The organism is Hymenobacter edaphi (genome assembly GCF_003258365.1).
In the GTDB taxonomy this organism is placed as follows: Bacteria; Bacteroidota; Bacteroidia; order Cytophagales; family Hymenobacteraceae; genus Solirubrum; species Solirubrum edaphi.
The window spans coordinates 347,144-370,491 of record NZ_QHKM01000005.1; the positions used below are offsets into that span (position 1 = coordinate 347,144).

Sequence of the window (23,348 nt, forward strand, 5' to 3'; positions counted from 1 at the left end):
CTTTTCCCTCCCAAACTCATAGCCATCTACCTTCCTATCGGCTAATACTTTCGTGTTCCGTCACCGAAAAGCTATATTTTTGAGGCCTTTCGCCTCCCACGCCGGGCTCTGCGCTGCTCGATCTATGCCTCGTTTAATACGCCAGTATTTGTTGTTACTCGTCGGCCTGCTCGGATTATCCGGGGCAGCGCTGGCCCAGAAGAACCTGCCCAACCAGCAACGGGCGCTCAAGGGCAAGATTACCCGCCAGCTGCGCGTGCGCCCCGACGCCACGCCCGACTTCGCTAACATCAACCGCGTTGCCTTCTTCGAGGACAAAAAGCAGCTGCGCGAAATTGCCAAGGCCGAAAAGCGCAAGAACTGGACGGCCGCCCGCAACCTGCTGGAGAAGTACGTGGCGCAGTTCGGCATCGAAAACTTCTACCGCAACAACATGATGCTCTGGCGCATGGGTCAGCTGTACGAGCGCACCGGCAACGAGGAAAAGGCCAAGGCCTACTACCGCCTCGCCCTGAAGCACCACCGCCAGGACGTGACGAAAGTGCAGCTCTACTACGACTCGCTGGAGCAGAAGGACGCCGACCTCTACGTGCCGCTCAAGACCTACTACGACATCGTGGAGTACCGGAAGAACATTGCCACCTTCCGGCCACCCAAGGGCGTGTACACCAACATGGGCGCGGGCATCAACTCGCAGGTGGAGGACTACGGCCCGAGCTACAACGACGACTCGCAGCAGCTGATTTTCTCCTCCAAGCGCAAGACCCGCGGCATTCACAACGTGGTCGATGAGGACCTGTACGTGGCCAAGCGCGAGGGCGAATCCTGGCTCGACGCCACGCCGCTGCCCAAGCCCATCAACTCGCCCTACAACGAGGGCTCGGCCTGCCTCTCCAAGGACGGCACCACCATGTACTTCTCGCGCTGCGAGTGCCCCACCTGCCACGGCAACTGCGACCTGTTCGTGTCGAAGTTCAAGAACGGGCAGTGGACGGTGCCGCAGAGCCTGGGCATGGCCGTCAACTCCACCGGCTGGGACTCGCAGCCGACCCTGTCGCGCACCGAGGACACCTTGTACTTCGCTTCCGACCGCATCGGCGGCTTCGGGCTGTCGGACATCTGGTTCACCTTCAAGCTCAAGAACGGGCAGTGGGCCAAGGCGCAGAACATGGGGCCGATTATCAACACCCGCGAAAGTGAGGTCAGCCCCTTCTACCACCCGCTCTACAACGTGCTGTATTTCTCGTCGCGCGGGCAGCTGCTGAACTTCGGCGACTTCGACATCTACAAGGCCTACCGCGTGGGCGGGCACTGGCAGGAACCCATCAACATCGGCCCGCTGGTCAACGGCAAGGGCTCGGAGTACTACTTCACCATCGACGCGGACTCGAAGAACCTGTACTACGCCCGCTCGGAGGAAAAGCAGATGAAGAACCTGGACCTCTACTCCTTCCCGCTGCCGATGGAGGCCCAGCCGCTGGCCACCACCCACGTCGAAGGCTCCCTGATTGACTCCGTCACGCAGAAGCCGCTGGGGGGCATCATCAGCATCATCGACGTGGACAACGGCATCGAAGTGGCCTCGAAGTACGTGCGCCCCGACGGCTCCTTCGACTTCGACCTCATCGACGGCTCGAAGTACGTGATGCTGATTCAGAGCCCGGACTACTTCACGGTGGAAAAGAAATTCGACCTGAAGGCCGACACGGTGATGAAGCTGATGACCACCAGCATCGACTACAACATCCCGCTCATTTTCCGCAACATCGAGTTTGACGCGGGCAAGGCCACTATCCGCACCGCCATGCACCCCACGCTGGACCGCATCGTGACGTTTATGGTGGACCACCCCGACACCCGGCTGCGCATTGCCGGCCACACCGACGCCGCCGGCGACCCGGACGTGAACGAGAAACTCTCGCAGGACCGCGCCGACGCCATCAGCAAATACATCGAAGCGAAGGGCAAGCTCAAACCCAACCGCATCGAAAGCCGGGGCTACGGCAGTACCGTGCCGCTACGCGAGGAACGCACCGAAGAAGACATGCGCACCAACCGGCGCGTGGAGTTCCGCCTGGTGAAGCCCGAAACCGAGCAGAAGCAGGCCAAGGAAGCCGGCGGCTGGAATTAAGGCCTCACATCATCATGTCAGCCCGCGGGCGCAGCCCCAGGCTGTGCCCGCGCTTCTATTGTCCCGACCTGCCCCCTCTCGTGCTATGGATTCACCGTTTCCCGCTCTTTTCTTCGCCCGCCAGCGCGGCCTGGCCGCGGCGGCCCTGCTGCTGACCGCCGCCGGCGCGGCCACCGCCCAGGCCCCGGCTGATTTGCCGGCCAGCACCCGCTACCGCGCCACCGCCCTGGGCTTGTCGATGGGCTGGGATGCGCCCTACGCCTTCGGCCTGGAAATCAGTCACCTCGTCACGCGCCGCCTCGATCTGAACGCGGGCACCGGCATCGGGCTGAGCGGCACCAAGCTGGGCGTGGGGGCGCGCTACTTCCTCGCACCGGAACGGCGCATGTCGCCCTACCTCGGGCTGAACGTGGTGCGCTCGGGCGGCTGGAGCGAGATTGAGCTGCGCGAAGGCGGTGGCGACGACTGGTACGAGGGCGACGGGACGCGCGTCGGCACGCTCACGGTGCGCCCCACCACCGTGCTGCACCTGCGCTCCGGCCTGCGCTGGCAGCCCGGTCGCCGCCCCGGCCGCGTGGGCCTGATCGGCAGCATGGGCTACGGCATCCGCGTCAGCGGCAACCCCATGCGCTACCACATGGACGCCGGCCAGGACCAGCCCGACGCCGTGGACCGGCTGGCGCACCGCATCGTGTACGCCCCCGGCGGGCTGGAAGTGTCGTTGGGCCTGAGCATCGGGCTGGGCCAGAAGATGCGGGAGTAGCGTCGTTTTGTAGCCCTCATCCCGAGCAGGGCGAACCGGAGGAAGCCGAAGCCAAGGCCCCGCCTCGAATCCTGCACCGCCGCTGCCTACGAAGTGCAGACGCTTTGCGAAGAGGTGTAACAATGCCGAAGCGCCGCCACCGCCGTCCTAACTTCAGGACGGCGGTGGCGGCGCTTTTCGTTTGGGGCGGGGTGCACGGCAAGTGCTTGACCACGTCGACCTTCGGTTCGGCTGCGCCTCGGGATGACCGTTCTGTTTCCCCGCTGCCTACCAGCTCAGCCGCTGCTCTTCGTTGCCTTCGCGAAAGAGGGCGCTCTGCTTTTTGCCGCCGGCTTCGAGGTTCACGATGTTCATCTGATCCGGGAACTGCTCCATGAGCAGGCGGTGGCGCAGCGTCAGGCCGCGGGCCGCCGCGGGCAGCTTCACGCTGAAGTACAGCCAGTGCGCGTCCTTCTCCACCTGCTGGCCCGCGTAGGTTATCGGCAACGCCTCGCCCGGCCGGGTGCCGATGGCCACAGTGCGGCGCAGGTAGCCGGCCAGCAGGGGCGTGAGCCGGGCGGCGGGCGTTTCGGCCAGGCTCAGGTGCCGCGGCTGCCCGGCCGACAAGGCCGCTTCCAGGTCGTCGGTGAAGATTTTCAGGGCCACTTCCAGCTGCTGGGTTTTCGCATTGACGCGCGCTTCCATAATGCTGGCGTGGTAGGCATGGGCCCAAGCGGCGGTGACCAGCACCAGCGACAAAGCCCCGAGGGCGAGTAATCGACGCATAAACAGGAGATTCTACCGGCTGCAACACCGCCGGGGAAAAAGTAATGCCATCTTCCGCGGCGGAGGATGGCATTACGCACCGTGGCGCGGGCTTTAGCCCGCGTCTGTCCGGGCAAAATTGGAGGCAGGCATCTGGCAGACGCGGCCCAAAGCCCGCGCTCCACCCCGCTGTATCCTTAGAAAATCGACTTAAAAATGTCGTTGAAGAACACGAACACCATCAAGCTCAGCAGCAGTACCATGCCCACTTTCTGGGCGTTTTCCAGGAATTTATCGGAGGGCTTGCGGCCCGAGAGCATTTCGTAGGTCAGGAACATCACGTGGCCGCCGTCGAGGGCCGGAATGGGCAGCAGGTTCATGAAGGCCAGCACCATCGAGAGCATGCCGGTCAGGAACCAGAACTTCTGCCAGTCGAACTTGCCGCCGTACTGCTGGGCAATGGCAATGGGCCCGCCCAGCGACTTGCGGGCCGAGGCCTCGCCGCGGAAAATCTTGCCAAAGGCCTTCAGCTGCGCCCCGATAACGCCAAACGCCTGCTTGGTGCCGCGCGGAATCGACTCGCCCAGCCCAAACTGCCGGTTGCTGAAGCTCAGCAGCGACTTGGGCCGGAAGCCCACCTTGCCGTCCTCGTCGATGCGCATGCGCAGCGTGACGGGCGCGCCGCTGCGCAGCACCTGCACGTCGGTGATTTTGTCGGCCGGGGCGGGCGGGGTGGTTTTGCCGCTTACCCCGTTAACGACGCGCTGCAGCAGCGAGGGTTTCTCCACGCGGTTGGCGTTGAGGGCCAGGGCCTGCTGCAGTTCCGAAAAGAAGCGGATATCCTGCGCGCCGACGCGGGTAATCTGGTCCCCGGGGAGCAGGCCAGCCTTGGAGGCCGGGCCGCCGGGCACCACTTCCTCCACCACAAACGGGTCGCGCGGGGCCACGAAGAAGGCTTCCTCGCTGTCGGAGAGGCGGTCCATGAAGTCCTTGGGCACCGGCACGTCGAGCAGCTGCCCGTTGCGCTCCACGGTGTAGTAGCTGCCGTTGCCCAGAATCACGTCGGGGGCGTACACGTCGTTGAACTCGGCGAACGGGCGGCCGTTGATTTTCACGATTTTGTCGCCGGTGCGGAAGCCCAGCTGCTCGCCCAGCTTGCTGGGGGCAATGCCGAACTTTTCGGCCTCCTTGGCGGGCAGAAAGTCCTCGCCGTAGGTGAAGGTCAGCGCCGAGAAGATGACGATGCCGGTGATGACGTTGACGATAATGCCGCCGAGCATCACGATCAGGCGCTGCCAGGCCGGCTTGGCCCGGAACTCGTAGGGCTTGGGCGGCCCGCTCAGCGCGTCGGTATCCAAGGACTCATCGACCATGCCGGTAATCTTGACGAAGCCGCCCAGGGGCACGGCCCCGATCATGTACTCCGTCTCGCCGATTTTCTTCCCAAAAATCTTGGGCGGGAAGCCGATGGAGAACTTCTCCACCCGCATGCCGAACCACTTGGCCGAAATCATGTGCCCGGCCTCGTGCACGCCCACCAGGATGGAAAGGCCCAGCAGCAGCTGGCCGACCATGATTAAAATTTCCATTCTTGAATCAGTTGTCAGTTGTCAGTTGAGAGTTGTCAGTCGGTTTTGCGCCGGACGACTTGGGCGTAAGCGTTTTGTAGTAGCGAATGAAGCCTTGTAGAAGCTTGCGGCATTCATCAAGAGCGGCTAAGGTCGTCGTTAGTTGCTCCGTATTCAGGTAATGCTGGTCAGCAGCGAGGTAGCACTGCGTTTCCCGTTCGAACAAGGAGCCGCGCGCCACAAATAGAAACTGAATCGTGTCGCGGGCGTGCTGACGGCCGCAGCCTTCCGCGATATTCGATGGCACCGAAACCGCCGCCCTTCGCATCTGGTTGGTCAGTCCCAACACCTCTTCCCGCGGGAAGCTGCGCGTTAGGTCGTAGATCAGGGCCACCAGCGCCCGACTGCGCTGCCACACCAGCAAGTCGGTGTACGGACGGTCGAGCATGGTAACGAATTTGACTGACAACTAACAACTCGCAACTGACAACTGGTACTACTTCACCAACTCCGCCGCCACCCGGCGGGTTTCCGCGTCGGTCTGCACGTAGTCGTCGAGGGAAGGCTCGGCAAGGTACGAAACCCGCGTCAGGCAGCTTTCCACCACCTCGGGCAGCTGCAGAAAGCCGATTTGCTCGCGCAGGAAGGCGGCCACGGCTACTTCGTTGGCGGCGTTGAGCACGCAGGGCGCGTTGCCGCCGCGGCGCATGGCCTCGAAGGCCAGCGGCAGGTTGCGGAACGTGGCCCCGTCGGGCTGCTCAAAGGTGAGCGTGGGGTAATCGAGGAAGCTGAAGCGCGGGAAGTCGTTGACCAGGCGCTCGGGGTAGCCCAGCGCGTACTGAATGGGCAGCTTCATGTCGGGCAAGCCGAGCTGGGCCTTCAGCGAACCGTCGCGAAACTGCACCAGCGAGTGAATGATGCTCTGCGGGTGCACCACCACCTCGATCTGTTCATTGGTCAGCCCAAACAGCCACTTGGCTTCGATAACCTCCAGGCCCTTGTTCATCAGGGAGGCCGAGTCGATGGTGACTTTGGCGCCCATGTCCCAGTTGGGGTGCTTCAGGGCCTGGGCCCGGGTAACCTGGGCCAGCTCCTGGGCCGAGCGGCCGCGAAATGGCCCGCCCGAGGCCGTCAGGATGATTTTCTCCACCGCGTCGGGCTGCTCGCCCACCAGGCACTGGAAGATTGCCGAGTGCTCGGAGTCGACGGGATAGATGGCCGCGCCGTGCTGCCGGGCCAGGCTGGTGACGAGCTGCCCGGCCACCACCAGGGTTTCCTTGTTGGCCAGGGCAATGGTCTTGCCGGCTTTCAGCGCGGCCAGCGTGGGCAGCAGGCCGGCGTAGCCCACCAGGGCCGTCAGCACCACGTCCACGTCGGGGCGGGCGGCCACTTCGGTCAAAGCGGCGGCGCCGGCCATGACGGTGGTTTCGGGCTGATTGGCCAGGGCCGCTTTCACGCCCGCATACTGGGCCTCGTCGCCGATGACGACCACGGCGGGGCGAAACTCGCGGGCCTGCAGCACCAGCAGGTCGGCGCTGCGCTGGGCCGTGAGCACGGCCACGCGAAAGCGGCCGGGCTGGGCGCGCACCACGTCGAGCGTTTGGGTGCCGATGGAACCGGTGGAGCCCAGCAGGGCCAGGGAGCGGGGGTGGGAAGAGGTCATGAGCAGGAGGTCGGCGGCCGACCGCGGCGGGTCGTCTGGCAAAGGTAAGGCGGTTCGGCGGCCGGGCCCGCATGTGGCCCGAGCTAAGCCGCAGTCCTACCGCGGCATCGTCCGTTGACAACGGCTCAGGCAGGCCGCGCGACCCGAATGCGGCAACCCAGGAACGCGGCGCTCATCTGTGGTTGATGCGCCCAGCATGGGCGGCGATGCTTTCCCGGGAGCAGCAACGGCGAGTAACGGGCGGCTTATCGGGGTAAAAAAAGGACTCTGGCAGCCGGGCTCGAACCGGCGTCCACCCGGAAAGCGAGCCGGGCGCTCTTCCACTGAGCTATACCAGAGTTGGTGGTGAGAGCCGGGCTCGAACCGGCGGCCGCCCGGGTGATAGAGCCGGGTATTCTTCCACTGAACTACCTCACCGGATGCTGCTAATTATCCTCGGGCCGCAGGGGCTGCGCCGGTTTGCCCGAGAAATAACGGTGACGCTTGAGCACGGCGGCAAGATACGGATTCGCCACGCTCACGCCGTGTACCAGCTCGGGGGTGGGCTGGAAGGCCACCACTCCGTGCGGGCGCGGGGCCAGCCAGCCGGTTTTGTAGGCATCGAGGCCGGCGCGGCGGCACACGTTTTCTACCTGAGTGCGGGTGCAGCGGGCCGTGCCGGCCAGCACCTCCCAGGGAAATGGCAGCTCGGCCCACACGGCCGTGTTCGGGTCCAGGTCGCCGCCGCTGCTGCGGTGCCAGAAGGCTACGTCGGCGGCCATCAGGCGCATGACCTTGCCAAAGCACAGCTCATCGAGCACAAACTCCATTCCCAGCGCGTAGAGCAGGTTCAGCCAACTGTCGCGGGCCTTGTTCCAGGCGCCAGCCGCCGCATTCCAGGTCGAGGAGTCGTCGCCGCGCTTCACCACCATCGTCGTGGCCCGAAAGTCGTTCTGCGCCCAGATGTCGCCCAGAAAATCGGCCAGATCGGTCAGAAAAGTGGCCCACTGGCCCAGCAGCTCGCCTTTCTGAGCCTCGGTGAGCTGGGCCAATACTTCGGGGGCGGGGTACACCTGGGCCACGGCCCACCAGTTGGGCGCCGCGGTCGTCGGGGCAAGGCCCGAGCCCGTCAGCCGCAGAAACAGCATGTGGGCCACTTCGTCGTAGGGGCGCTGCTGGCTTTGGTTGGTGAATTCGCTGCGCACGTTGCAGCGGGCCGTGTAGTAGGCAATAAAGGCCGCAGTGGCCGGGTCGCGGGCAAATTCCTCGTAGCTGATGCGGTGCGCAAACTTGTGCTTGGCTACCTGTTCCTGCTCCAGCTTGCGGTACTCGCGCAGCAGGCGGAACAGCTTCTGCTCCAGGTGGCGCAGGCTGCGGAACAGCTTGTTGTAGCGGCGCTTCGAGAGGTCGAGGCCGGCGGCGCGGCGGGCTTCCCGGTTGAGCCGGTCGGCCTCGTAGTGGTGGTGGTCGAATTCCTTGCCGATGAGCGGATTCAGCTCCCGCAGCAGGGTTTCAACGGCGGCGGGGTCGTCGAAGCGGGCGGCGGGGTCGGGCGTTACCCGAAACAGTTCCGCGGCTTTGCCGGCTTGCTTGTCGGCCCCGACCACCGCGCGGAAAGTCTGTTGCATGGCGGTGTACTGCCACACGCTCCGCCGGATGGAATGGCGGGCGGCTTTTTCCAGGGTCGCCCGCTGCTGCGGCGTCAGTTCCGCCTGCAACAAGGGCAGCAGCATATCGGCCACATCCTCGGGGCGTCGACGCTGCCGCAGGGTATCGTAGAGGACACGTAAATCCATCCGTAACCAGAGTAGAATCGAGGAAATATAGGCGGAAGATGCTCTTCGTCCGCCGAAAATTAACCGGGCCGCCGGCGGGACTGCGCCAGCTACGCCACGGCCTCTATCCGCACGGGCTTGCCATTGAAGGTCACCTGTTCACCCGCGCGCTTGCCGCTCAGCGCCTGCGCCACCGGTGCCGCGCCGGATACGGCGAAGTAGTCCACTCCGTCGATGGCAAACTTGCCGGCGCTGATGCTCACGTAGAAGCGGCCCATGCTGGTCGTGACCAGGGCGCCGGGCCGCACCGCGTCGCAGGGGCGGGCGGGGTCGATGCGCTGCAGCTCGCCCAGGAGCTGTTTGGCTTCGTGGAGCTGCACGGCGTTTCGGTCGCGCTCGTTCTGGGCCATGGCGCGGCCGGTTTCGTACTTGTCGCCGGCGCTGCTCTTGGTTTCGGAGTTGGCCGATTCCTGGGCCGCGTCGATGGCGGCCTGGCAGGTGGCCATGCGCTGCTCGACGAAGGCGAGGCAGGCGGCGTGGAGCTGGGGTTTAAGCATCAGTGAGGATACACCTGAATCCAGGTGATTTTGGCATTGCTAACGGAAATCTTTACGGGCGTATCCGCCACAACGTAGTTGCCCACGTTGCCTTGCTTGTAGAACACATATTGTATTCCTGGCTTTTCTACGCTACCGCTGAAAGCTACTTCCAGGTTGGCATCCATCATATTGGGCACTACCACTACCCCTGGCAGAGCGGCTTTCAGCTGGCCCGAAGTGGAATTGACGTGAATTCCTTTCGCCGTACGGTAGGCCGGGTGCAAGGCTATCAGCCCCGCCAGCTGCTTTTTCGTTTTCCAGTCGGGGAAGTACACGAACAGCTTCTTTCCGGCGTAGCTGACCGTCACGCCACTGGGCTTTGACTCGTGCTCATCGAAGCCGTAGGCAGCCATGGACGTCGGGGAGAAGGCGCAGCCTTTGTACAGCTTTTTCAGCTGCGCCGTCGACATGCCAATGCGTGCTTGGCCCACGGAGGTTTCGGTAATGGTGGGCACATCCGGAAACGCAGCCGGAGGGGCTTGGTAGATAGAGCCCGTGGCTAGTAGCCAGGTACTCCAGATGGTCAGAAAGGTGAACATATTGTTGCGCTAAAACGAGAGTAACTCTTTTTACATTTTCATTTGCTCAGCCCGCCGCAGGCTCCATCATTCAAAAGCCGCACAACCTTACTGCTTGTCTTCAATCGGGCAAGGGTTCCGCCAGCTCGTCGTCCTCCACCGGCGGTTCCAGCTCGTCGTAGAGCGCCTGCAGCTGGGCCTGGGTGAAGCCGTCGGCGGTGCTCAGGGTGAAGCCTTTGCCGGCGTGCTCCAGCCGCAGCTCGTACACGGCGCGGGTCGAGAGCAGGCTGCCGGGCTTACTCAGCTCCGCCACCGCCGTTGCGGCGCGGGGCCAAACCAGCTGCCGGGCGCCGAAGCGCTGGTAGTAATCGAGGGTGATGGTATCGGCCGTCAGACTCACGCGCTGCGGGTGGCGGTCCTGGGCCAGGTACAGCCCGCCCAGCGCGGCCACGGCCAACACCGGCCCGGCGTAGCCGCTCAGGGCGGCCCAGGCGCACAGCCCCGCCGCCAGCAGCAGCAAGGGCAGCTCGCGGCGCCACTGCCGGGCGTAGCTGCGGGGGTTGAGGAGCTGCCAGGGCGGCCCGGCGGGCGGACCCTGGTGGGGGTTGCGCACTACGTTCATCGTGAATGAGTCAGCTTAACCGACGCTCAGCAGCCCTCCGGCCAGCGCCCGGTCGTTGCTCAGCCGCGGCACTTTGTTTTGCCCACCCAGCTTGCCCTGGCTGCGCATGTAGCGCTGAAACGCCCCGGCCGGCAGCGGCGTGAGCAGCAGCGGCGCCAGGATATTGCCCGCAAGCAGGTCGTCGTAGTACACATTGCGGCGGCGCAGGCCGGCGTCGAGGGCGGCGGCAAAGGCGGCCAGGTCCTGGGGCGGGCGGGCGAATTCCACCAGCCACTCGTGGCGCGAGGGTTCGGTTTCGGCTTCGCTCACGCGCGGAGCCACGGTGAATTCAACTACTTCCGCTTCCGGAAACTGCTGCAGAGCCTCGCGCAGGGTCTGCTCCACTTCCTCGCCGATGACGTGCTCCCCGAAGGCCGACAGGAAGTGCTTGATGCGGCCCGTGACGACCACCCGGTGCGGGCGCAGGCTCACGAAGCGCACGGTGTCGCCCACGGAGTAGCCCCAGAGGCCGGCGTTGGAGCTGACCACGAGGGCGTAGTTGCGGTCCAGCTCCACCTCGGCCAGCGTGAGGCGCGGCGGGTTGGGCTCGTAGAACTGCTCGGCGGGGATAAACTCGTAGTAAATGCCCGCGTCGGCCAGCAGCAGCATGCCGGGGTTGTGGGGCTCGTCCTGAAAGGCGAAGAAGCCCTCGGAGGCCGGAAACAGCTCCACCGTGTCCACCGTCCGGCCGATGCTTTCCAGCAGCTTGCGCCGGTAGGGCTCGAAGTTGACGCCGCCGTAGACGAACAGCTGAAACGCGGGAAACACCTCCCCCACCGGCCGGCCGGTGCGCTGGGTGATGCGGTCGAAGTACATCTGCACCCAGGGCGGAATGCCCGAAATCAGCGTCATGGGCTGGTCCAGCGTCTCGTCGACCACCCGGTCCAGCTTCTGCTCCCAGTCCTCGATGATGTTGGTCGGGTAGCTCGGCAGCTGGTTGCGGCGCAGGTAGGCCGGCACGTGGTGGTTGGAGATGCCCGACAAACGGCCCGTCTTGATGCCGCCGACTTCCTCCAGCTCGGGCGAGCCGGACAAAAACATCAGCTTGCCATCCAGAAACTGCGGCTTGCCGGAAGCGTGCACGTAGTGCAGCAGCGCGTCCTTGGCCCCGTTGATGTGATTCCCGATGCTGTCCTTGGTGATGGGAATGTACTTGGTGCCGGAGGTGGTGCCGGAGGTTTTGGCCAGGTACAGCGGCTGCCCGGGCCACAGCACGCTGCTCTCGCCCTGCTTCACGCGGTCGAAGTACGGGCTGAGGCCTTCGTAGTCGCGCACCGGCACGCGCTGCTGAAACTCCTGGGCGTTGCGCACGCCGCCCAGGCCGTGGTCCCGCCCGAAGGCGGTGGCACGGCCCTGGCGCACCAGCGTCTGCAGAATGCGCTGCTGGGCCAGCTCGGGCTGGCGCGTCCACTGCTGGTACTGGCGGACGGTGTAGGCGGCGAGCGGACGGCTCAGGAAGGACTTCAGGCCCATTCGGTGAATGAGTGAATGAGTGAATGAGTGAAGTAGGACGGACCGTAAAAGTAGCCTTTACCGCCTTACCCGCTGCCAGCCGGTAGCGTCGAAGCGGGCGGTATCGACGGGCGTTACCTGCTGCCACAGGCCCAGCACCGGCGTCAGCTGCACCACGCGCCACTGGTCGTTGCCCTGCGCCGAATCATCCGTCTTTAACTGCACCACGACGCGGGCCGTTGCCGACCCGGACCGACGCCACAACACCCGCTCATCTTCCCAGGTGTCGTAGTAGGCCATGCCGCTCAGAACGGCGCCTAACGCGCAAACCGCCAGGGCCGGCAACGTCAGCAGGCACGCCAGCCCGACCAGCAGTGCCCGTAGCCCGCTGGGACGGATGCGCCGCCGCAGCTTCAGACTAAGCGCCAGCGGCCACACCCAGCCCAGTGCAGCCACCGCCAGCCGGAAATTCAGCTGCCGGTCGGGACTGATAAATTCCAGCGGCACCACCTCTGCCAACACCAGTAGCCCCCACAAGGCCAGGCTCAGCCAGCCGAGCCGGATAACCCAACGTTGCACCACGTCATACGGCAACGTATTCGCCGCGGAATTTTGAGTAGCCAGATACCGATACACAGCCAAGGGTTTTTTATACTGCACCGCGAGTCCCGCAAACCTACTGCCGTTTCCAACGGTATGTACTGCCGAGCCAGCTTCAACGCTCACCTTACTTCCAAACAACCCAACTCCCATGATCAACCAACGTGGCAACGCCGTCTGGAACGGCGACATCAAAGGCAGCGGCGAAATTTCGACCCAGAGCGGCACCGTGAAGGCCCCGTACTCCGTCGGGGCGCGCTTCGAGGGCCAGAAGGGCACTAACCCCGAGGAACTGATCGGGGCGGCCCACGCCGGCTGCTACACCATGTTCCTGACCAGCATCCTGACCAAGGACGGCAAGCAGGTCAAGCAGATCCGCACCGAGTCGAAGGTTAGCCTGGACACCTCGGGTGAGGTGCCGAAGGTGGTCAAAATCAGCCTCACGACGGAGGGCGAAGTCGAGGGCATTTCGCAGGAGGAATTCCAGCAGTACGCCGAGAAGGCCAAGGAAAACTGCCCGATTTCGGTGCTGCTCCAGGCCGTGCCGGAAATGGAGCTGGCCGCGGCTACGCTGAAGTCGTAAGATTCGACGTCGCGCGGCCCACTACCCAGCGCTACCACCAGAACGTCATTCCGAGCGTAGGCCCGGAATGACGTTCTTTTTTCAGCTGCCCGGTCGGCTACGCCCGTTTAACGAGCAGCTACAGCCTTTTCAGTAGTTTTGTTGCCTCTCCCGCATTTCTGCCTATGCCGTCATCGTATACCCGCATCGGGCTGCAGCCCGCCAACACCTCCCGCGTCCCGTTTTTCGGGCAGCTGGTTTTTGGCCTGGTGGCCGTAGCCTACCCCCTGCTCTCCATCCTGGGCGACCCGAACCGCACGCCCGGCGTGCTGCGCTACCTCGACTGGATGTTCCTGGGCCTGGCCGTGCTCTACATCTTCTACATCCTGGTGCAGAACCTGCCCTTGTTCGGCACCCAGACCTACCTGGAAATCACGCCTTCCTACCTGGTGCACAAGCCCGGCCTGTTCATCGGCAAGCAGCCCTTCGAAGCCAAGGACATGCGCGCCCTGCTGCTGGAGCCGCGCCAGCTCTTGCTGCGCATGCAGGACGGCACCAGCTACTCGCTGAACCTGCGCCAGGTGCGCGGCAAGCGCCGCCGCCAGCAGCTGCGCACCATGCTCCAGGACTTCGCCCAGCACAACCAGCTGGCCTTCGAAGAGCGCACGACCTCGGAGCTCTAGGGGCCTTCCCCCCCGGCCCCTCTCCAATAAAGAGGGGGAGCCTGACGGCAGCCTCCATTAATGACAGTGGGACCAACGAGCTTGAGCTCGTTGGTCCCACTTTTTTCATTCTATTGAATCAGGTAGATAATGGTCTACGGCAGAGTTGCGCCTCCTAAGGGGAGTAGCGCTGCAGCGTTGCTGACATCTGGCTCCCCCTCTCCCCTTGGAGAGGGGGCCGGGGGGTGAGGCCCCTACTTGCCGCCCGTAAACTTCTTGCGCAGCTCCTGAATGGTAGTGCGGAAGGTTTTGTCGGAGTCGATAAGGTCCGACACGGTCTGCACCGAGTGGATGACGGTGCTATGGTCGCGCCCGCCGAAGTGGTAGCCGATGCTCTTGAGCGAGTGGTTGGTGTGCTCCTTGGCGAAGTACATGGCCACCTGCCGGGCCGTCACCACTTCCTTTTTGCGGGTTTTGGCCTTGAGCAAGTCCACCGGAATGCTGAAGTGCTCGGCCACGGTTTTCTGGATGAAGTCCAGGTTCACCTCCGCCTCCACGTCCTCGATGATGTGGCGCAGGGCCTGCTTGGCCATTTCTAGGTCGATTTCCCGGCGCGTCAGGCTCGACTGCGCAATCAGCGAAATCAGCACGCCTTCCAGCTCGCGCACGTTCGTCTCGACGGAGTAGGCGAGGTACTCCACCACCTGCGGCGGAATGTCGATGCCGTCGGCCTGCATCTTGTTCATGATGATGGCCACGCGCGTCTCGAAGTCCGGGCTCTGCAGGTCGGCGGTGAGGCCCCACTTGAAGCGGCTGAGCAGGCGTTCCTCGAAGCCCTTCAGTTCCCGCGGCGGCACGTCGGAGGTCATGATGACCTGTTTACCGGCCTGGTGCAGGTGGTTGAAGATGTGGAAGAACATTTCCTGGGTGCGGTCCTTGCCGGCCAGAAACTGCACGTCGTCCAGGATCAGGATGTCGACCAGCAGGTAAAAGTTGCCGAAATCCTGTACCGAATTGGTTTTCAGGCTTTCGATAAACTGGTTGGTGAACTTCTCCGCCGACACGTAGAGCACGAACTTGCCCGGGGCGTGCTCCTTGATGTGGTTGCCAATGGCCTGCACCAGGTGCGTCTTGCCCAGCCCCACGCCGCCGTAAATCATCAGCGGGTTGAACGAGGTCGTGCCCGGCTTTTCGGCCACGGCCCAGCCGGCCGAGCGCGCCAGGCGGTTGCACGAGCCCTCGATGTAGTTGGTAAACGAGTAGTTCCCGTTCAGCTGCGAGTTCAGGTAGGTCTGGTCGCCCACGGTGCGCACCTCGAAGGGGTTGCGCAGCGGCGGCGGCGAGGCCACGGCCGCGGCGGGTTGGGCCGCGGGCTGGCGCTTAGGGTACGGGTTGCCCGAGGTGTAGGGCTGGCCGTTGGGGTTGTAGGGCGGGCGCGCGGGCGGCGCGTTGTCGGCGGCCGGGCTGGGCTGGGGCGCCATGGGGCGCACCTGGGCGGCGGTGGGCGTATTGGCCGGGGCGCGGTGCGCGGCCCCGCCGCGGGTGGCGGGCAGGTTCACGGTACGGGGGCGGGCCTGCTCGTTGCCCTGGTCCACCACCACCGAGTATTCCAGCTGCCCGTCGGGGCCCAGCTCCTGCACGATGGCCTTCTTGAGCACGTCCACGTAGTGTTCCTCCAGCCATTCGTAGAAGAACTGGCTGGGCACCTGAATGATGAGCAGGTTGCCTTGCAATGCCACCGGCACAATGGGCTCAAACCACGTGCGGAAGCTCTGCTCCCCCACGCTCCCGCGAATCACACGCAGGCAGTTGACCCAGACGGTACGGCAATCCTTCTGCATTAAACGGGCTGCGCAAGCGGTGTGTGGGGAGGGACGGGCAAAGCCAGCCGAAACCCGGTTTTGGAACCCGGTTTCGGCTAGGGGGAGACAAAAATGTGGAAAAGTCGGCAGAGCGCCAAACCGATTTCCGCTAGCCTAAGGCTGAAGCGTTGATACTCAGCGACTCAGCTGCCGCCACTGCTTTGCGGCCCGTGGCGCGGTCAAACGCGTAGTCGATTCGTCCCAATTTGATACCCGACCAGCCCACCTGGTTGATAAGCGTGCGGTGGCCCTGCGGCCCTTCCACCACCGTGGGCGCGTCGAGGAAGGTGTGGGTGTGCCCGCCGATGATCAGGTCGATGCCGGGGGCGCCGGCGGCCAGCTTGTGGTCATCCACCTTGCCCGACTCGTACTTGTAGCCCAGGTGCGAGAGGCAGATGACCAGGTCGCACTTCTCAGCTCCGCGCAGGTGCTGCACCTGCTCCCGGGCCACGGCCACGGGGTCGAGGTACCTGGTGGCGCCGTAGTTCTTGTCGGATATCAGCCCGGCCATTTCGATGCCCACCCCGAACACGCCGATGCGCACGCCCTGCTTCACGAACACCTTGTAGGGCTGGAAGCGGCCCTTCAGCGGGGTCTGGCTGAAGTCGTAGTTGGCAATCAGGAAGGGGAACTGCGCCTGGGGCAGCTGCTTTTCCAGGCCCTGCAGGCCGTTGTCGAAGTCGTGGTTGCCCAGGGTGGCCGCGTCGTACTGCATCTGGCTCATGAGCTTGTACTCCAGCTCGCCCCCGAAGAAGTTGAAGTAGGGCGTGCCCTGCCAGATGTCGCCCGCGTCGAGCAGCAGCACGTTGGGCTGCTCCTGCCGGATGCGGGCCACCAGCGCCGCCCGCCGGGCCATGCCGCCCTGGTCGGCCCACTGCGCCGCGCCCACCGGAAAGGGGTCGATGCGCGAATGCATGTCGTTGGTGTGCAGAATGGTGAGGCGCACCGGCTTGGCGGCGCCCAGCGCCGGGGTAATCAGCCCCGGCCCCGCCAGGCCCAGCCCGGCCGCACCCAGCGCGGAAGTTTTGATGAAGTCGCGACGGTTCATGGTTTCAAAAGGCACTTATCAGTAGGCACTCCACAGGGGTTCCGGGCTCCGGGTGTTGTCGGAGCGGCCGCCCGGGGCGCACTAGTCATTACTTATTGATGGTCGAACTTCACCCGGCCTTCGACTTTGGCCGTCACCGGCCGGCCGTCCTTGGTGAGCTGGCGGATGTGCTCGTTGAAGGCCGTGCGCAGCAGCACGTTGGTGCGGCGCGGCGGCAGCGGACGAAAGAAGTCGAGCTTGTCGCCGCCACCGGCCAGGTAGTCGCTGATGGCAATGGTGTAGGTGCGGTCCTTGGCCGGGTCGAATGCTTCCTTGCCGATGCGGATGTCGGTGGGGCGGCCGTCGGGGGTGGCGGTATAGGTGGCGCCCGACACCGCCATGTGGATGGGCGCCGCGTACTCGAACAGCTGCTGCACCACCGAGGCGGGGGCATCGAGCACCACCAGCTCGTTTTCGAAGGGCATCAGCTCGAAGATGTTGCCGGTGGTGATGTTGCCGGCGGGCAGCTCGGCGCGCAGGCCGCCGTTGGTCACCACGCCCAGGTCGATGGGCTGGCCCAGCTCCCGCGCGGCCCGCTCGCGCTGAATGTCGCCGGCGAAGTTGGCCAGCGGCGACTCGCCGGGGTTCTTGCGGAGCGCTTCGGGGGCGCGGCCAATGACCTCGTCCATCTGCTGCTGGACTTTCAGACGGTAGGGCGCCACCACGGCTTCCACCTTAGGGTCGGCGGGCTGGGCAGCCGTCACGGGCTGGGCCGTGGTGGTGAGCCGGGCGGTGGGCTGCAGGGCGCCGCGCTGGCAGGCCGTGGCCGCCACTAACAGGACCAGCGCCGCGCCGCGAGTACAAAATCGGGCCATTGGGATTTTTGGGGAAACTACAGGGCACAAAGGTACGGGGTGGGGTCGGTGGTTCCCGAGGACGCCGTTAACATTGGCCGACGGGGCCAACCGAGTGGCCCCGCTTCGTTGCGGGCAAGCTAGTATCTTGCGGGCACCGATGCGGGCCGTTTTGGCCCGTCTGCTGCCTGTTAGCACGCTTATGTCCGACAGCCCCCGTCCCGCCGCCTTATCCTTTTCCGAATTCGAGCCGCTGAGCGCGGCCGCCTGGCAGGCCCGCATTGCCCGCGACCTGAAGGGCGCCGACCCCGCCGACCTGCGCTGGGAAACGCCCGAGGGCCTCACGCTGGAGCCGTTCTACCACCGCGAGGCCCTGGCCGCCCTCGGCAACGTGCCCGCCCCGCAGGTGCGCGCCGTGCGCCGCGCTGCCCCCAACTCCTGGCGCAACCTGCCCACCCTGCTGGTGCCCGCCGGCACCGACGGCCGCGCCGCCATCGACCACGCCGCCCGCGCCCTGCAGGGCGGGGCCGACGGGGCGCACTTCGACCTCTCCGAGCCGGAGCATTTCGACGTGGGCTACCTGGCGGCTACGCTCCCGCTGGAGCAGGGCGTGTGGGGCTTTACGGTGTGCCGGCAGCCCGAGGAATTCACCCTGCGCCTGGTTGATGCCGCCCTCGACCGCCCGCTCCGGGGCTTTCTGCGCTACGCCCCGGGCTCGAACAGCTCGCCCGACGACTACGCCCTGCTGGTGCACGGGCTGCGCCGCTGCGTGCAGCTCACGCGCCACCTGCCGGAGTTTTTCCCGCTGGCCGTCAACGGGCAGTTTTTCAACAGCCGCGGCGCCACCGCCGTGCAGGAGCTGGCCTACACGCTCAACACGGCGGCCGTATTCCTCGACAACATCCCCGCCGACGACCTCGACCTGGACGTGACGGCCATTGCCGCCGCCCTGCACGTGCACGTGGGCATCGGGCCGAGCTACTTCGTGGAAATGGCCAAGCTGCGCGCCCTGCGCCGGCTCTGGGCCACGCTGCTGCACGCCTTCGGGGTGCGGCCCGAGGTGGCCGCCACGCTGCGCATCCACGCCACCACCTCGTCGTGGACGCAGACCACGCTGGACCCGCACACCAACATGCTGCGCGTGACCACCGAGGCCATGAGCGCGGTGCTGGGCGGGGCCGATTCCGTGTCCGTCACGCCCTACGACAGCCTGTACGCGGCGCCCAACGAGTTTTCGAGCCGCATTGCCCGCAACGTGCCGGTGATTCTGCGCGAGGAAGCCTATCTCGACCGCGTGGCCGACCCCGCCGCCGGCTCCTACTTCATCGAAACGCTCACCGACCAGCTGGCCCGCGAGGCCTGGGCCCTGTTTCAGCAGACCGAGGCGGCCGGCGGCCTGCTGGTGGCCCGCGGCAAGGTGTACGAAAGCATCCGCCTGGCCACCATGGAGCAGTTCCGGCGCATTGCCACCGGCGAGCAGGTTATCGTGGGCACCAACCGCTTCCAGAACCTGAAGGAACAGTTCAGCTTCGACCCCAAGAAGCTCCTGCGCAGCCGGCAGTTCGACTCGACGCGCGCGGCCTACCCCTCGGAGGTTCTGCGCCTGGCCACGGCCATGCACTTCATCCGCAAGGAGCTGAAAAAGAAAAAGGCCGCCGTGGTGCTGCTCGGCACCGATACCATTCAGCAGATCTACGACTCCTTCGTGCGCCTGCTGCCGGCCGAGCAGCGCCCGGCCATGAGCGAGGTGCCCGCCCGCGGCGACCTGTCCCTGCTCTTCTCCACGCCCGAGGAAGCGACCCTGATGTCGGCGCGGCCCGAGCAGTTCCAGCAGTTCGCTGACTTCGTGCGCAACCGCCCCGACGACAGCGAAGACGACGGGGAGCAGCTGCAGCACGAGGCCCCCGTGCTCCTGGCCTGCGACCTGCCCACCATGCAGGATGCCGTGCGCTACTTCGGCTTCAAGGAATTCACCGTGTCGGGCTACAGCACGGATGACGTGCTGGCCAGGCTTCAGGGCCGGTAACACGACATAATCAAGAACGTCATGTCGAGCGCAGCCGAGGCATCTCGCCAGATAGTAGTGTCCTGCTTCGATCAGCTCAGCAGGACGTTCTTTTCCTCCATCGTGCAACGACGCCTGCGAGATTCCTCGACTTCGCTCGGAATGACGTGCTAGAGGCACCCGACACCTCTCCCAGCGCCGCCCGCCGCGGCCCCAGCCCAACCCCATGAAACCCGACTTCGCCCATATTCCCTACGACGCCGCGCCGCAACCCGCGCCGCCGGTGCAGCCCGCCAGCAACCCCACGCCCGAAGGCATCAACCTGAAAGGCTACTACACGGCCGACGACGTGGCCCCGCTCGACCACCTGGGCTTCGGGGCCGGGCAGGCGCCCTACCTGCGCGGGCCCTACAGCACCATGTACGTGCAGAACCCCTGGACCGTGCGCCAGTACGCGGGCTTCAGCACGGCCGAGGAATCCAATGCCTTCTACCGCCGCAACCTCGCCGGCGGGCAGAAGGGCCTCTCGGTGGCCTTCGACCTGGCCACCCACCGCGGCTACGACTCCGACCACCCGCGCGTCGTGGGCGACGTGGGCAAGGCCGGCGTGGCCATCGACTCGGTGGAGGACATGAAGCTGCTCTTCGACCAGATTCCGCTGGACCAGATGTCGGTATCGATGACCATGAACGGGGCGGTGCTCCCGATTATGGCCTTCTACATCGTGGCGGCCGAGGAGCAGGGCGTGGCGCCCGAGAAGCTGGCGGGCACCATTCAGAACGACATTCTGAAGGAGTTCATGGTGCGCAACACCTACATCTACCCGCCCGAGCCGTCGATGCGCATCATTGCCGACATCTTCAGCTACACCGCCCAGCGGATGCCCAAGTTCAACAGTATCAGCATCTCGGGTTACCACATGCAGGAAGCCGGCGCCACCGCCGACCTGGAGCTGGCCTATACCCTGGCCGACGGCGTGGAGTACGTGCGCGCCGGCCTGAAAGCGGGCATGACCATCGACCAGTTCGCGCCGCGCCTGTCCTTCTTCTGGGCCATCGGCATGAACCACTTCATGGAAATTGCCAAGCTGCGCGCCGGCCGCCTGCTCTGGGCCAAGCTCATCAAGCAGTTCGGGGCCGAAAACCCCAAGTCGCTGGCCCTGCGCACCCACTGCCAGACCTCGGGCTACTCGCTCACCGAGCAGGACCCGTTCAACAACGTGGCCCGCACCACCGTGGAAGCCCTGGCCGCGGCCCTGGGCGGCACCCAGAGCCTGCACACCAACGCCCTCGACGAGGCCATTGCCCTGCCCACCGACTTTTCGGCCCGCATTGCCCGCAACACCCAGCTCTACCTGCAGCACGAAACCGACATCACCCGCGTGGTGGACCCCTGGGGCGGCTCCTACTACGTGGAGACGCTCACCCACGAGCTGGCCGACAAGGCCTGGGCGCTGATTCAGGAAGTGGAGGCGCTCGGCGGCATGGCCAAGGCCATCGAAACCGGGCTGCCCAAGCTGCGCATCGAAGAAGCCGCCGCCCGCAAGCAGGCCCGCATCGACTCGGGCAAGGAAATCATCGTGGGCGTGAACAAGTACCGCCTCAGCGACGAGGAAGCCGCCCGGGAAACCCAGATCGAAATCCTCGACATCGACAACGCCGCCGTGCGTGAGTCGCAGATTGCGCGGCTGAAGCGCATCCGCGCCGGGCGCGACAACGCGGCCGTGCAGCAAGCCCTCCAGGCCCTGACCGACGCGGCGCGCTCCACGGAGAATCTGCTGGAGCTGGCCGTGCAGGCCGCCCGCCTGCGCGCCACCCTCGGCGAAATCTCCGACGCGCTCGAAACCGTCTTTGGCCGCCACCAGGCCACCATCCGCACCGTCTCGGGGGTGTACTCCGCCGAAATGGACTACGACCAGGAATTTGCCAAGGCCCGGCAGCTGGCCGACGAGTTCAGCCAGCGCGAAGGCCGCCGACCCCGCCTGATGGTGGCCAAAATGGGCCAGGACGGCCACGACCGCGGCGCCAAAGTCATTGCCACCTCCTTCGCCGACGTGGGCTTCGACGTGGACATTGCCCCCCTGTTCCAGACGCCCGCCGAAGTAGCCCGCCAGGCCGCCGAAAACGACGTGCACGTGGTAGGCGTGTCCTCGCTGGCCGCCGGCCACAAAACCCTCATTCCCCAGCTCCTCGCCGAGCTGGCCCAGCTCGGCCGCGAAGACATCCTCGTCATTGCCGGCGGCGTCATCCCCTCGCAGGACTACCAGTTCCTCTACGACGCCGGCGTCACCGGCATCTACGGCCCCGGCACCGTCATTGCCGTAGCCGCGCAGGAGATTCTGGGGAAGCTGGGGGAGTAGAACAGGAATTAGAGTAAAGCAAAAGAGCCGGTTATGCCGGCTCTTTTGCTTTACTCTAATTCCTAAATAAATCATCTAATTCATCGATTTCAAAGTCACCTGCATCACCTTCTTTATTCAGCTCCTTGGTAAACTGTTCATATATTTTCTGGAGAAAATATTCGTTTTTAACATTTCTATCTTTATTATCCATCATGCAAATAAAATATGATTTTATGAAATGATCTGAAAACCCATAAGCATCAGACTGTTCATAGTAATTAAGAACTTCCCCCTTATCAGCACCAATCAATTGACCTAATACATGTTTTAAATCAACATTATTAGACTTACATTCATGCTCAAATTTCCTACAAAGCTTATCAAACGATATTTCATCATCTTTACTTTGCGCCATGTACTCAAGCACTTTTTTAGGCAAAGAACTCGATTTACCATTAACAACAATAGGCTTTACTGCAACATCAAATTTCCATTTTAATGATGCAGAATTATCATCTATATAATCTTTAACAGCATTCTGAAGATCATCCATCGTTATTTTTATCTTAAACTCACTTGTATCTTTTATATCAAGATTTAAGCAACAATTCAAACAAAGTTGATGACAAATTGATGCTAATCCACTGGAAATATCGACTATTCTATCAATAACCTCTAATGAAAATATGATATTAAGCTTAGCTTCGCCTTTCAAAATAATTTCTTTTAATTCTTCTTTACTCAACAATGGTACCTCAAGCTCTGCGACTCTAGTATTCATTTCTCTATCAAATTCTATTACCTGCCTTCCAGTATTAACAGCCCCTATTGCAATAATTTTCACAGCAGGACTGTCAGCAGCAGAATCCATGAACACTTTCATTATTTGAGAAGCTTTTTTCTTCTCATCTTGCTTTATTTTATGAAAATCCTCTAAGATCCAGCAAGCATTTATATCACCAAAAAATTTTGCCAAGCGTTGAGGTGTCAACTGAGGAGGCAAAACAGCTTTCTGTTTCTCAGAAGAAGAAATTTCCCCGCTCAATGTTGTCTGATTCTTAATAGCCCAGAAATCAGAAGATACCTGAGAGCTTATACCCACTTTCTTAGCAACAACTTTTTCATCGATTATAAATTTACCCATTTGATCAAATGCATCTAAAACAATTTGCTCAAAACTCATACTTTCCATACACATTGTTTTCACATATCTACTATATATTCCAGATATTTTATTAAGAAGTAGTGTAGTTTTACCCGAACCACTATGTCCATAGATTATTATTTGTTTTCCAGGCGTAGTAAGCGCCCTCATTAATTTACCATTTATTCGCTCACCACGATCCACAAACGTCACAAATGCTGGCGAAGTAGGAGTAAATACATTCTCCAACTTGTAAACCTGCATCCCATCTTTCGTTTTCGTTCTTTCTTTCGACATATCTGAATGATTTAAGAGCGTGTTGGGGAATTGCTGTTGGGGTAAAAGAAAACGAGCCAGTAAGTTGCGCCGGGAGTTCCTAGGCTCTCGGTCGCATTATGGTTGACGGCTATCAACCCCTCACTGACTCGCAGTGGCAAG

Annotated in this window: 20 protein-coding genes and 1 tRNA gene; 6 read left to right on the plus strand and 15 right to left on the minus strand. The window is 63.2% G+C overall.

The features are described from left to right. Positions 1–124: 124 nt before the first annotated feature. Both DLM85_RS17385 and DLM85_RS17390 read left to right on the plus strand, forming a co-directional pair. Positions 125–2,131, plus strand: coding sequence for an OmpA family protein (locus DLM85_RS17385; RefSeq protein WP_111479384.1), 2,007 nt, complete (start codon positions 125–127; stop codon positions 2,129–2,131). A gap of 85 nt (positions 2,132–2,216) precedes the next feature. Continuing rightward, positions 2,217–2,894, plus strand: a complete 678-nt coding sequence (locus DLM85_RS17390; protein ID WP_111479385.1) for a hypothetical protein — start codon at positions 2,217–2,219, stop codon at positions 2,892–2,894. 267 nt (positions 2,895–3,161) lie between these two features. On the opposite strand, the gene DLM85_RS17395 is transcribed toward DLM85_RS17390, so the two are convergent. The 11 genes from DLM85_RS17395 to DLM85_RS17450 all read right to left on the minus strand — a co-directional run bounded on the left by DLM85_RS17395 (position 3,162) and on the right by DLM85_RS17450 (position 12,579). Beyond that, on the minus strand, positions 3,162–3,659 hold the full coding sequence (locus DLM85_RS17395) for a DUF6702 family protein (protein ID WP_133257119.1): 498 nt from the start codon (positions 3,657–3,659) through the stop codon (positions 3,162–3,164). 176 nt (positions 3,660–3,835) lie between these two features. After that, positions 3,836–5,227 carry a M50 family metallopeptidase gene (locus tag DLM85_RS17400; protein WP_111479387.1) on the minus strand — a complete coding sequence of 464 codons (1,392 nt, stop codon included), beginning with the start codon at positions 5,225–5,227 and terminating at the stop codon, positions 3,836–3,838. Between the two features lie 7 nt (positions 5,228–5,234). Next, positions 5,235–5,654, minus strand: coding sequence for a four helix bundle protein (locus tag DLM85_RS17405; protein ID WP_111479388.1), 420 nt, complete (start codon positions 5,652–5,654; stop codon positions 5,235–5,237). Positions 5,655–5,702: 48 nt separating this feature from the next. Then, positions 5,703–6,869: a 1-deoxy-D-xylulose-5-phosphate reductoisomerase gene (locus DLM85_RS17410; RefSeq protein ID WP_111479422.1), complete on the minus strand. Its 1,167-nt coding sequence runs from the start codon at positions 6,867–6,869 to the stop codon at positions 5,703–5,705. 265 nt (positions 6,870–7,134) lie between these two features. After that, positions 7,135–7,207, minus strand: a tRNA-OTHER gene (locus tag DLM85_RS17415). Between the two features lie 87 nt (positions 7,208–7,294). Continuing rightward, positions 7,295–8,644 (minus strand): hypothetical protein, encoded by a 1,350-nt coding sequence (locus tag DLM85_RS17425; RefSeq protein WP_111479389.1) that lies wholly within the window; start codon positions 8,642–8,644, stop codon positions 7,295–7,297. An 89-nt stretch (positions 8,645–8,733) separates the two neighbouring features. After that, positions 8,734–9,180, minus strand: a complete 447-nt coding sequence (locus DLM85_RS17430) for a 3-oxoacyl-ACP synthase (protein ID WP_111479390.1) — start codon at positions 9,178–9,180, stop codon at positions 8,734–8,736. Beyond that, a complete protein-coding gene (locus DLM85_RS17435) occupies positions 9,180–9,761 on the minus strand; it encodes a hypothetical protein (RefSeq protein ID WP_111479391.1) in 582 nt (193 codons plus the stop codon). The genes DLM85_RS17430 and DLM85_RS17435 overlap by 1 nt, the downstream gene beginning before the upstream one ends. A gap of 100 nt (positions 9,762–9,861) precedes the next feature. Beyond that, complete coding sequence (locus tag DLM85_RS17440) at positions 9,862–10,362, minus strand: hypothetical protein (protein WP_111479392.1); 501 nt, start codon at positions 10,360–10,362, stop codon at positions 9,862–9,864. A 15-nt stretch (positions 10,363–10,377) separates the two neighbouring features. Beyond that, positions 10,378–11,874 (minus strand): GH3 family acyl-acid amido synthetase, encoded by a 1,497-nt coding sequence (locus DLM85_RS17445; RefSeq protein WP_111479393.1) that lies wholly within the window; start codon positions 11,872–11,874, stop codon positions 10,378–10,380. Positions 11,875–11,931: 57 nt separating this feature from the next. After that, on the minus strand, positions 11,932–12,579 hold the full coding sequence (locus tag DLM85_RS17450) for a hypothetical protein (protein WP_133257120.1): 648 nt from the start codon (positions 12,577–12,579) through the stop codon (positions 11,932–11,934). 25 nt (positions 12,580–12,604) lie between these two features. On the opposite strand from DLM85_RS17450, the gene DLM85_RS17455 reads away from it, so the two are divergent. Both DLM85_RS17455 and DLM85_RS17460 read left to right on the plus strand, forming a co-directional pair. Beyond that, the gene (locus DLM85_RS17455) at positions 12,605–13,036 is read left to right on the plus strand and encodes an OsmC family peroxiredoxin (RefSeq protein WP_111479395.1); all 432 of its coding nucleotides are present in this window, start codon (positions 12,605–12,607) and stop codon (positions 13,034–13,036) included. Positions 13,037–13,200: 164 nt separating this feature from the next. Then, positions 13,201–13,698, plus strand: coding sequence for a hypothetical protein (locus tag DLM85_RS17460; protein ID WP_111479396.1), 498 nt, complete (start codon positions 13,201–13,203; stop codon positions 13,696–13,698). 233 nt (positions 13,699–13,931) lie between these two features. Here DLM85_RS17460 and dnaA read toward each other — a convergent pair whose 3' ends face one another. The 3 genes from dnaA to DLM85_RS17475 all read right to left on the minus strand — a co-directional run bounded on the left by dnaA (position 13,932) and on the right by DLM85_RS17475 (position 17,441). Then, positions 13,932–15,461 carry a chromosomal replication initiator protein DnaA gene (gene dnaA / locus DLM85_RS17465; protein ID WP_424321697.1) on the minus strand — a complete coding sequence of 510 codons (1,530 nt, stop codon included), beginning with the start codon at positions 15,459–15,461 and terminating at the stop codon, positions 13,932–13,934. A 187-nt stretch (positions 15,462–15,648) separates the two neighbouring features. Next, complete coding sequence (locus DLM85_RS17470; protein WP_111479398.1) at positions 15,649–16,587, minus strand: bifunctional metallophosphatase/5'-nucleotidase; 939 nt, start codon at positions 16,585–16,587, stop codon at positions 15,649–15,651. A 92-nt stretch (positions 16,588–16,679) separates the two neighbouring features. Further along, positions 16,680–17,441, minus strand: coding sequence for a 5'-nucleotidase C-terminal domain-containing protein (locus DLM85_RS17475; protein WP_165822183.1), 762 nt, complete (start codon positions 17,439–17,441; stop codon positions 16,680–16,682). 181 nt (positions 17,442–17,622) lie between these two features. Here DLM85_RS17475 and DLM85_RS17480 point away from each other — a divergent pair, with 181 nt between their 5' ends. Then, entirely contained in the window at positions 17,623–19,446 is a 1,824-nt protein-coding gene (locus DLM85_RS17480; protein ID WP_111479400.1) for a methylmalonyl-CoA mutase family protein, read from the plus strand. A gap of 205 nt (positions 19,447–19,651) precedes the next feature. After that, positions 19,652–21,784: a methylmalonyl-CoA mutase gene (gene scpA, locus DLM85_RS17485; protein WP_111479401.1), complete on the plus strand. Its 2,133-nt coding sequence runs from the start codon at positions 19,652–19,654 to the stop codon at positions 21,782–21,784. A 55-nt stretch (positions 21,785–21,839) separates the two neighbouring features. Here scpA and DLM85_RS25130 read toward each other — a convergent pair whose 3' ends face one another. After that, positions 21,840–23,207 (minus strand): hypothetical protein, encoded by a 1,368-nt coding sequence (locus tag DLM85_RS25130; RefSeq protein ID WP_133257121.1) that lies wholly within the window; start codon positions 23,205–23,207, stop codon positions 21,840–21,842. Between the last annotated feature and the right edge of the window lie 141 nt (positions 23,208–23,348).

What these genes read in the sequence shown, in the direction of transcription:
- DLM85_RS17400 (WP_111479387.1), bottom strand. Translation starts at nt 5,227, where the DNA reads ATGGAAATTTTAATCATGGTCGGCCAGCTGCTGCTGGGCCTTTCCATC.
- DLM85_RS17470 (WP_111479398.1), bottom strand. Translation starts at nt 16,587, where the DNA reads ATGAACCGTCGCGACTTCATCAAAACTTCCGCGCTGGGTGCGGCCGGG.
- DLM85_RS17460 (WP_111479396.1), top strand. Translation starts at nt 13,201, where the DNA reads ATGCCGTCATCGTATACCCGCATCGGGCTGCAGCCCGCCAACACCTCC.
- DLM85_RS17430 (WP_111479390.1), bottom strand. Translation starts at nt 9,180, where the DNA reads ATGCTTAAACCCCAGCTCCACGCCGCCTGCCTCGCCTTCGTCGAGCAG.
- DLM85_RS17445 (WP_111479393.1), bottom strand. Translation starts at nt 11,874, where the DNA reads ATGGGCCTGAAGTCCTTCCTGAGCCGTCCGCTCGCCGCCTACACCGTC.
- DLM85_RS17405 (WP_111479388.1), bottom strand. Translation starts at nt 5,654, where the DNA reads ATGCTCGACCGTCCGTACACCGACTTGCTGGTGTGGCAGCGCAGTCGG.
- DLM85_RS17410 (WP_111479422.1), bottom strand. Translation starts at nt 6,869, where the DNA reads ATGACCTCTTCCCACCCCCGCTCCCTGGCCCTGCTGGGCTCCACCGGT.
- scpA (WP_111479401.1), top strand. Translation starts at nt 19,652, where the DNA reads ATGAAACCCGACTTCGCCCATATTCCCTACGACGCCGCGCCGCAACCC.
- DLM85_RS17480 (WP_111479400.1), top strand. Translation starts at nt 17,623, where the DNA reads ATGTCCGACAGCCCCCGTCCCGCCGCCTTATCCTTTTCCGAATTCGAG.
- DLM85_RS17475 (WP_165822183.1), bottom strand. Translation starts at nt 17,441, where the DNA reads ATGGCCCGATTTTGTACTCGCGGCGCGGCGCTGGTCCTGTTAGTGGCG.
- DLM85_RS17425 (WP_111479389.1), bottom strand. Translation starts at nt 8,644, where the DNA reads ATGGATTTACGTGTCCTCTACGATACCCTGCGGCAGCGTCGACGCCCC.
- DLM85_RS25130 (WP_133257121.1), bottom strand. Translation starts at nt 23,207, where the DNA reads ATGTCGAAAGAAAGAACGAAAACGAAAGATGGGATGCAGGTTTACAAG.
- DLM85_RS17385 (WP_111479384.1), top strand. Translation starts at nt 125, where the DNA reads ATGCCTCGTTTAATACGCCAGTATTTGTTGTTACTCGTCGGCCTGCTC.
- DLM85_RS17390 (WP_111479385.1), top strand. Translation starts at nt 2,217, where the DNA reads ATGGATTCACCGTTTCCCGCTCTTTTCTTCGCCCGCCAGCGCGGCCTG.
- DLM85_RS17435 (WP_111479391.1), bottom strand. Translation starts at nt 9,761, where the DNA reads ATGTTCACCTTTCTGACCATCTGGAGTACCTGGCTACTAGCCACGGGC.
- DLM85_RS17455 (WP_111479395.1), top strand. Translation starts at nt 12,605, where the DNA reads ATGATCAACCAACGTGGCAACGCCGTCTGGAACGGCGACATCAAAGGC.
- DLM85_RS17440 (WP_111479392.1), bottom strand. Translation starts at nt 10,362, where the DNA reads ATGAACGTAGTGCGCAACCCCCACCAGGGTCCGCCCGCCGGGCCGCCC.
- DLM85_RS17395 (WP_133257119.1), bottom strand. Translation starts at nt 3,659, where the DNA reads ATGCGTCGATTACTCGCCCTCGGGGCTTTGTCGCTGGTGCTGGTCACC.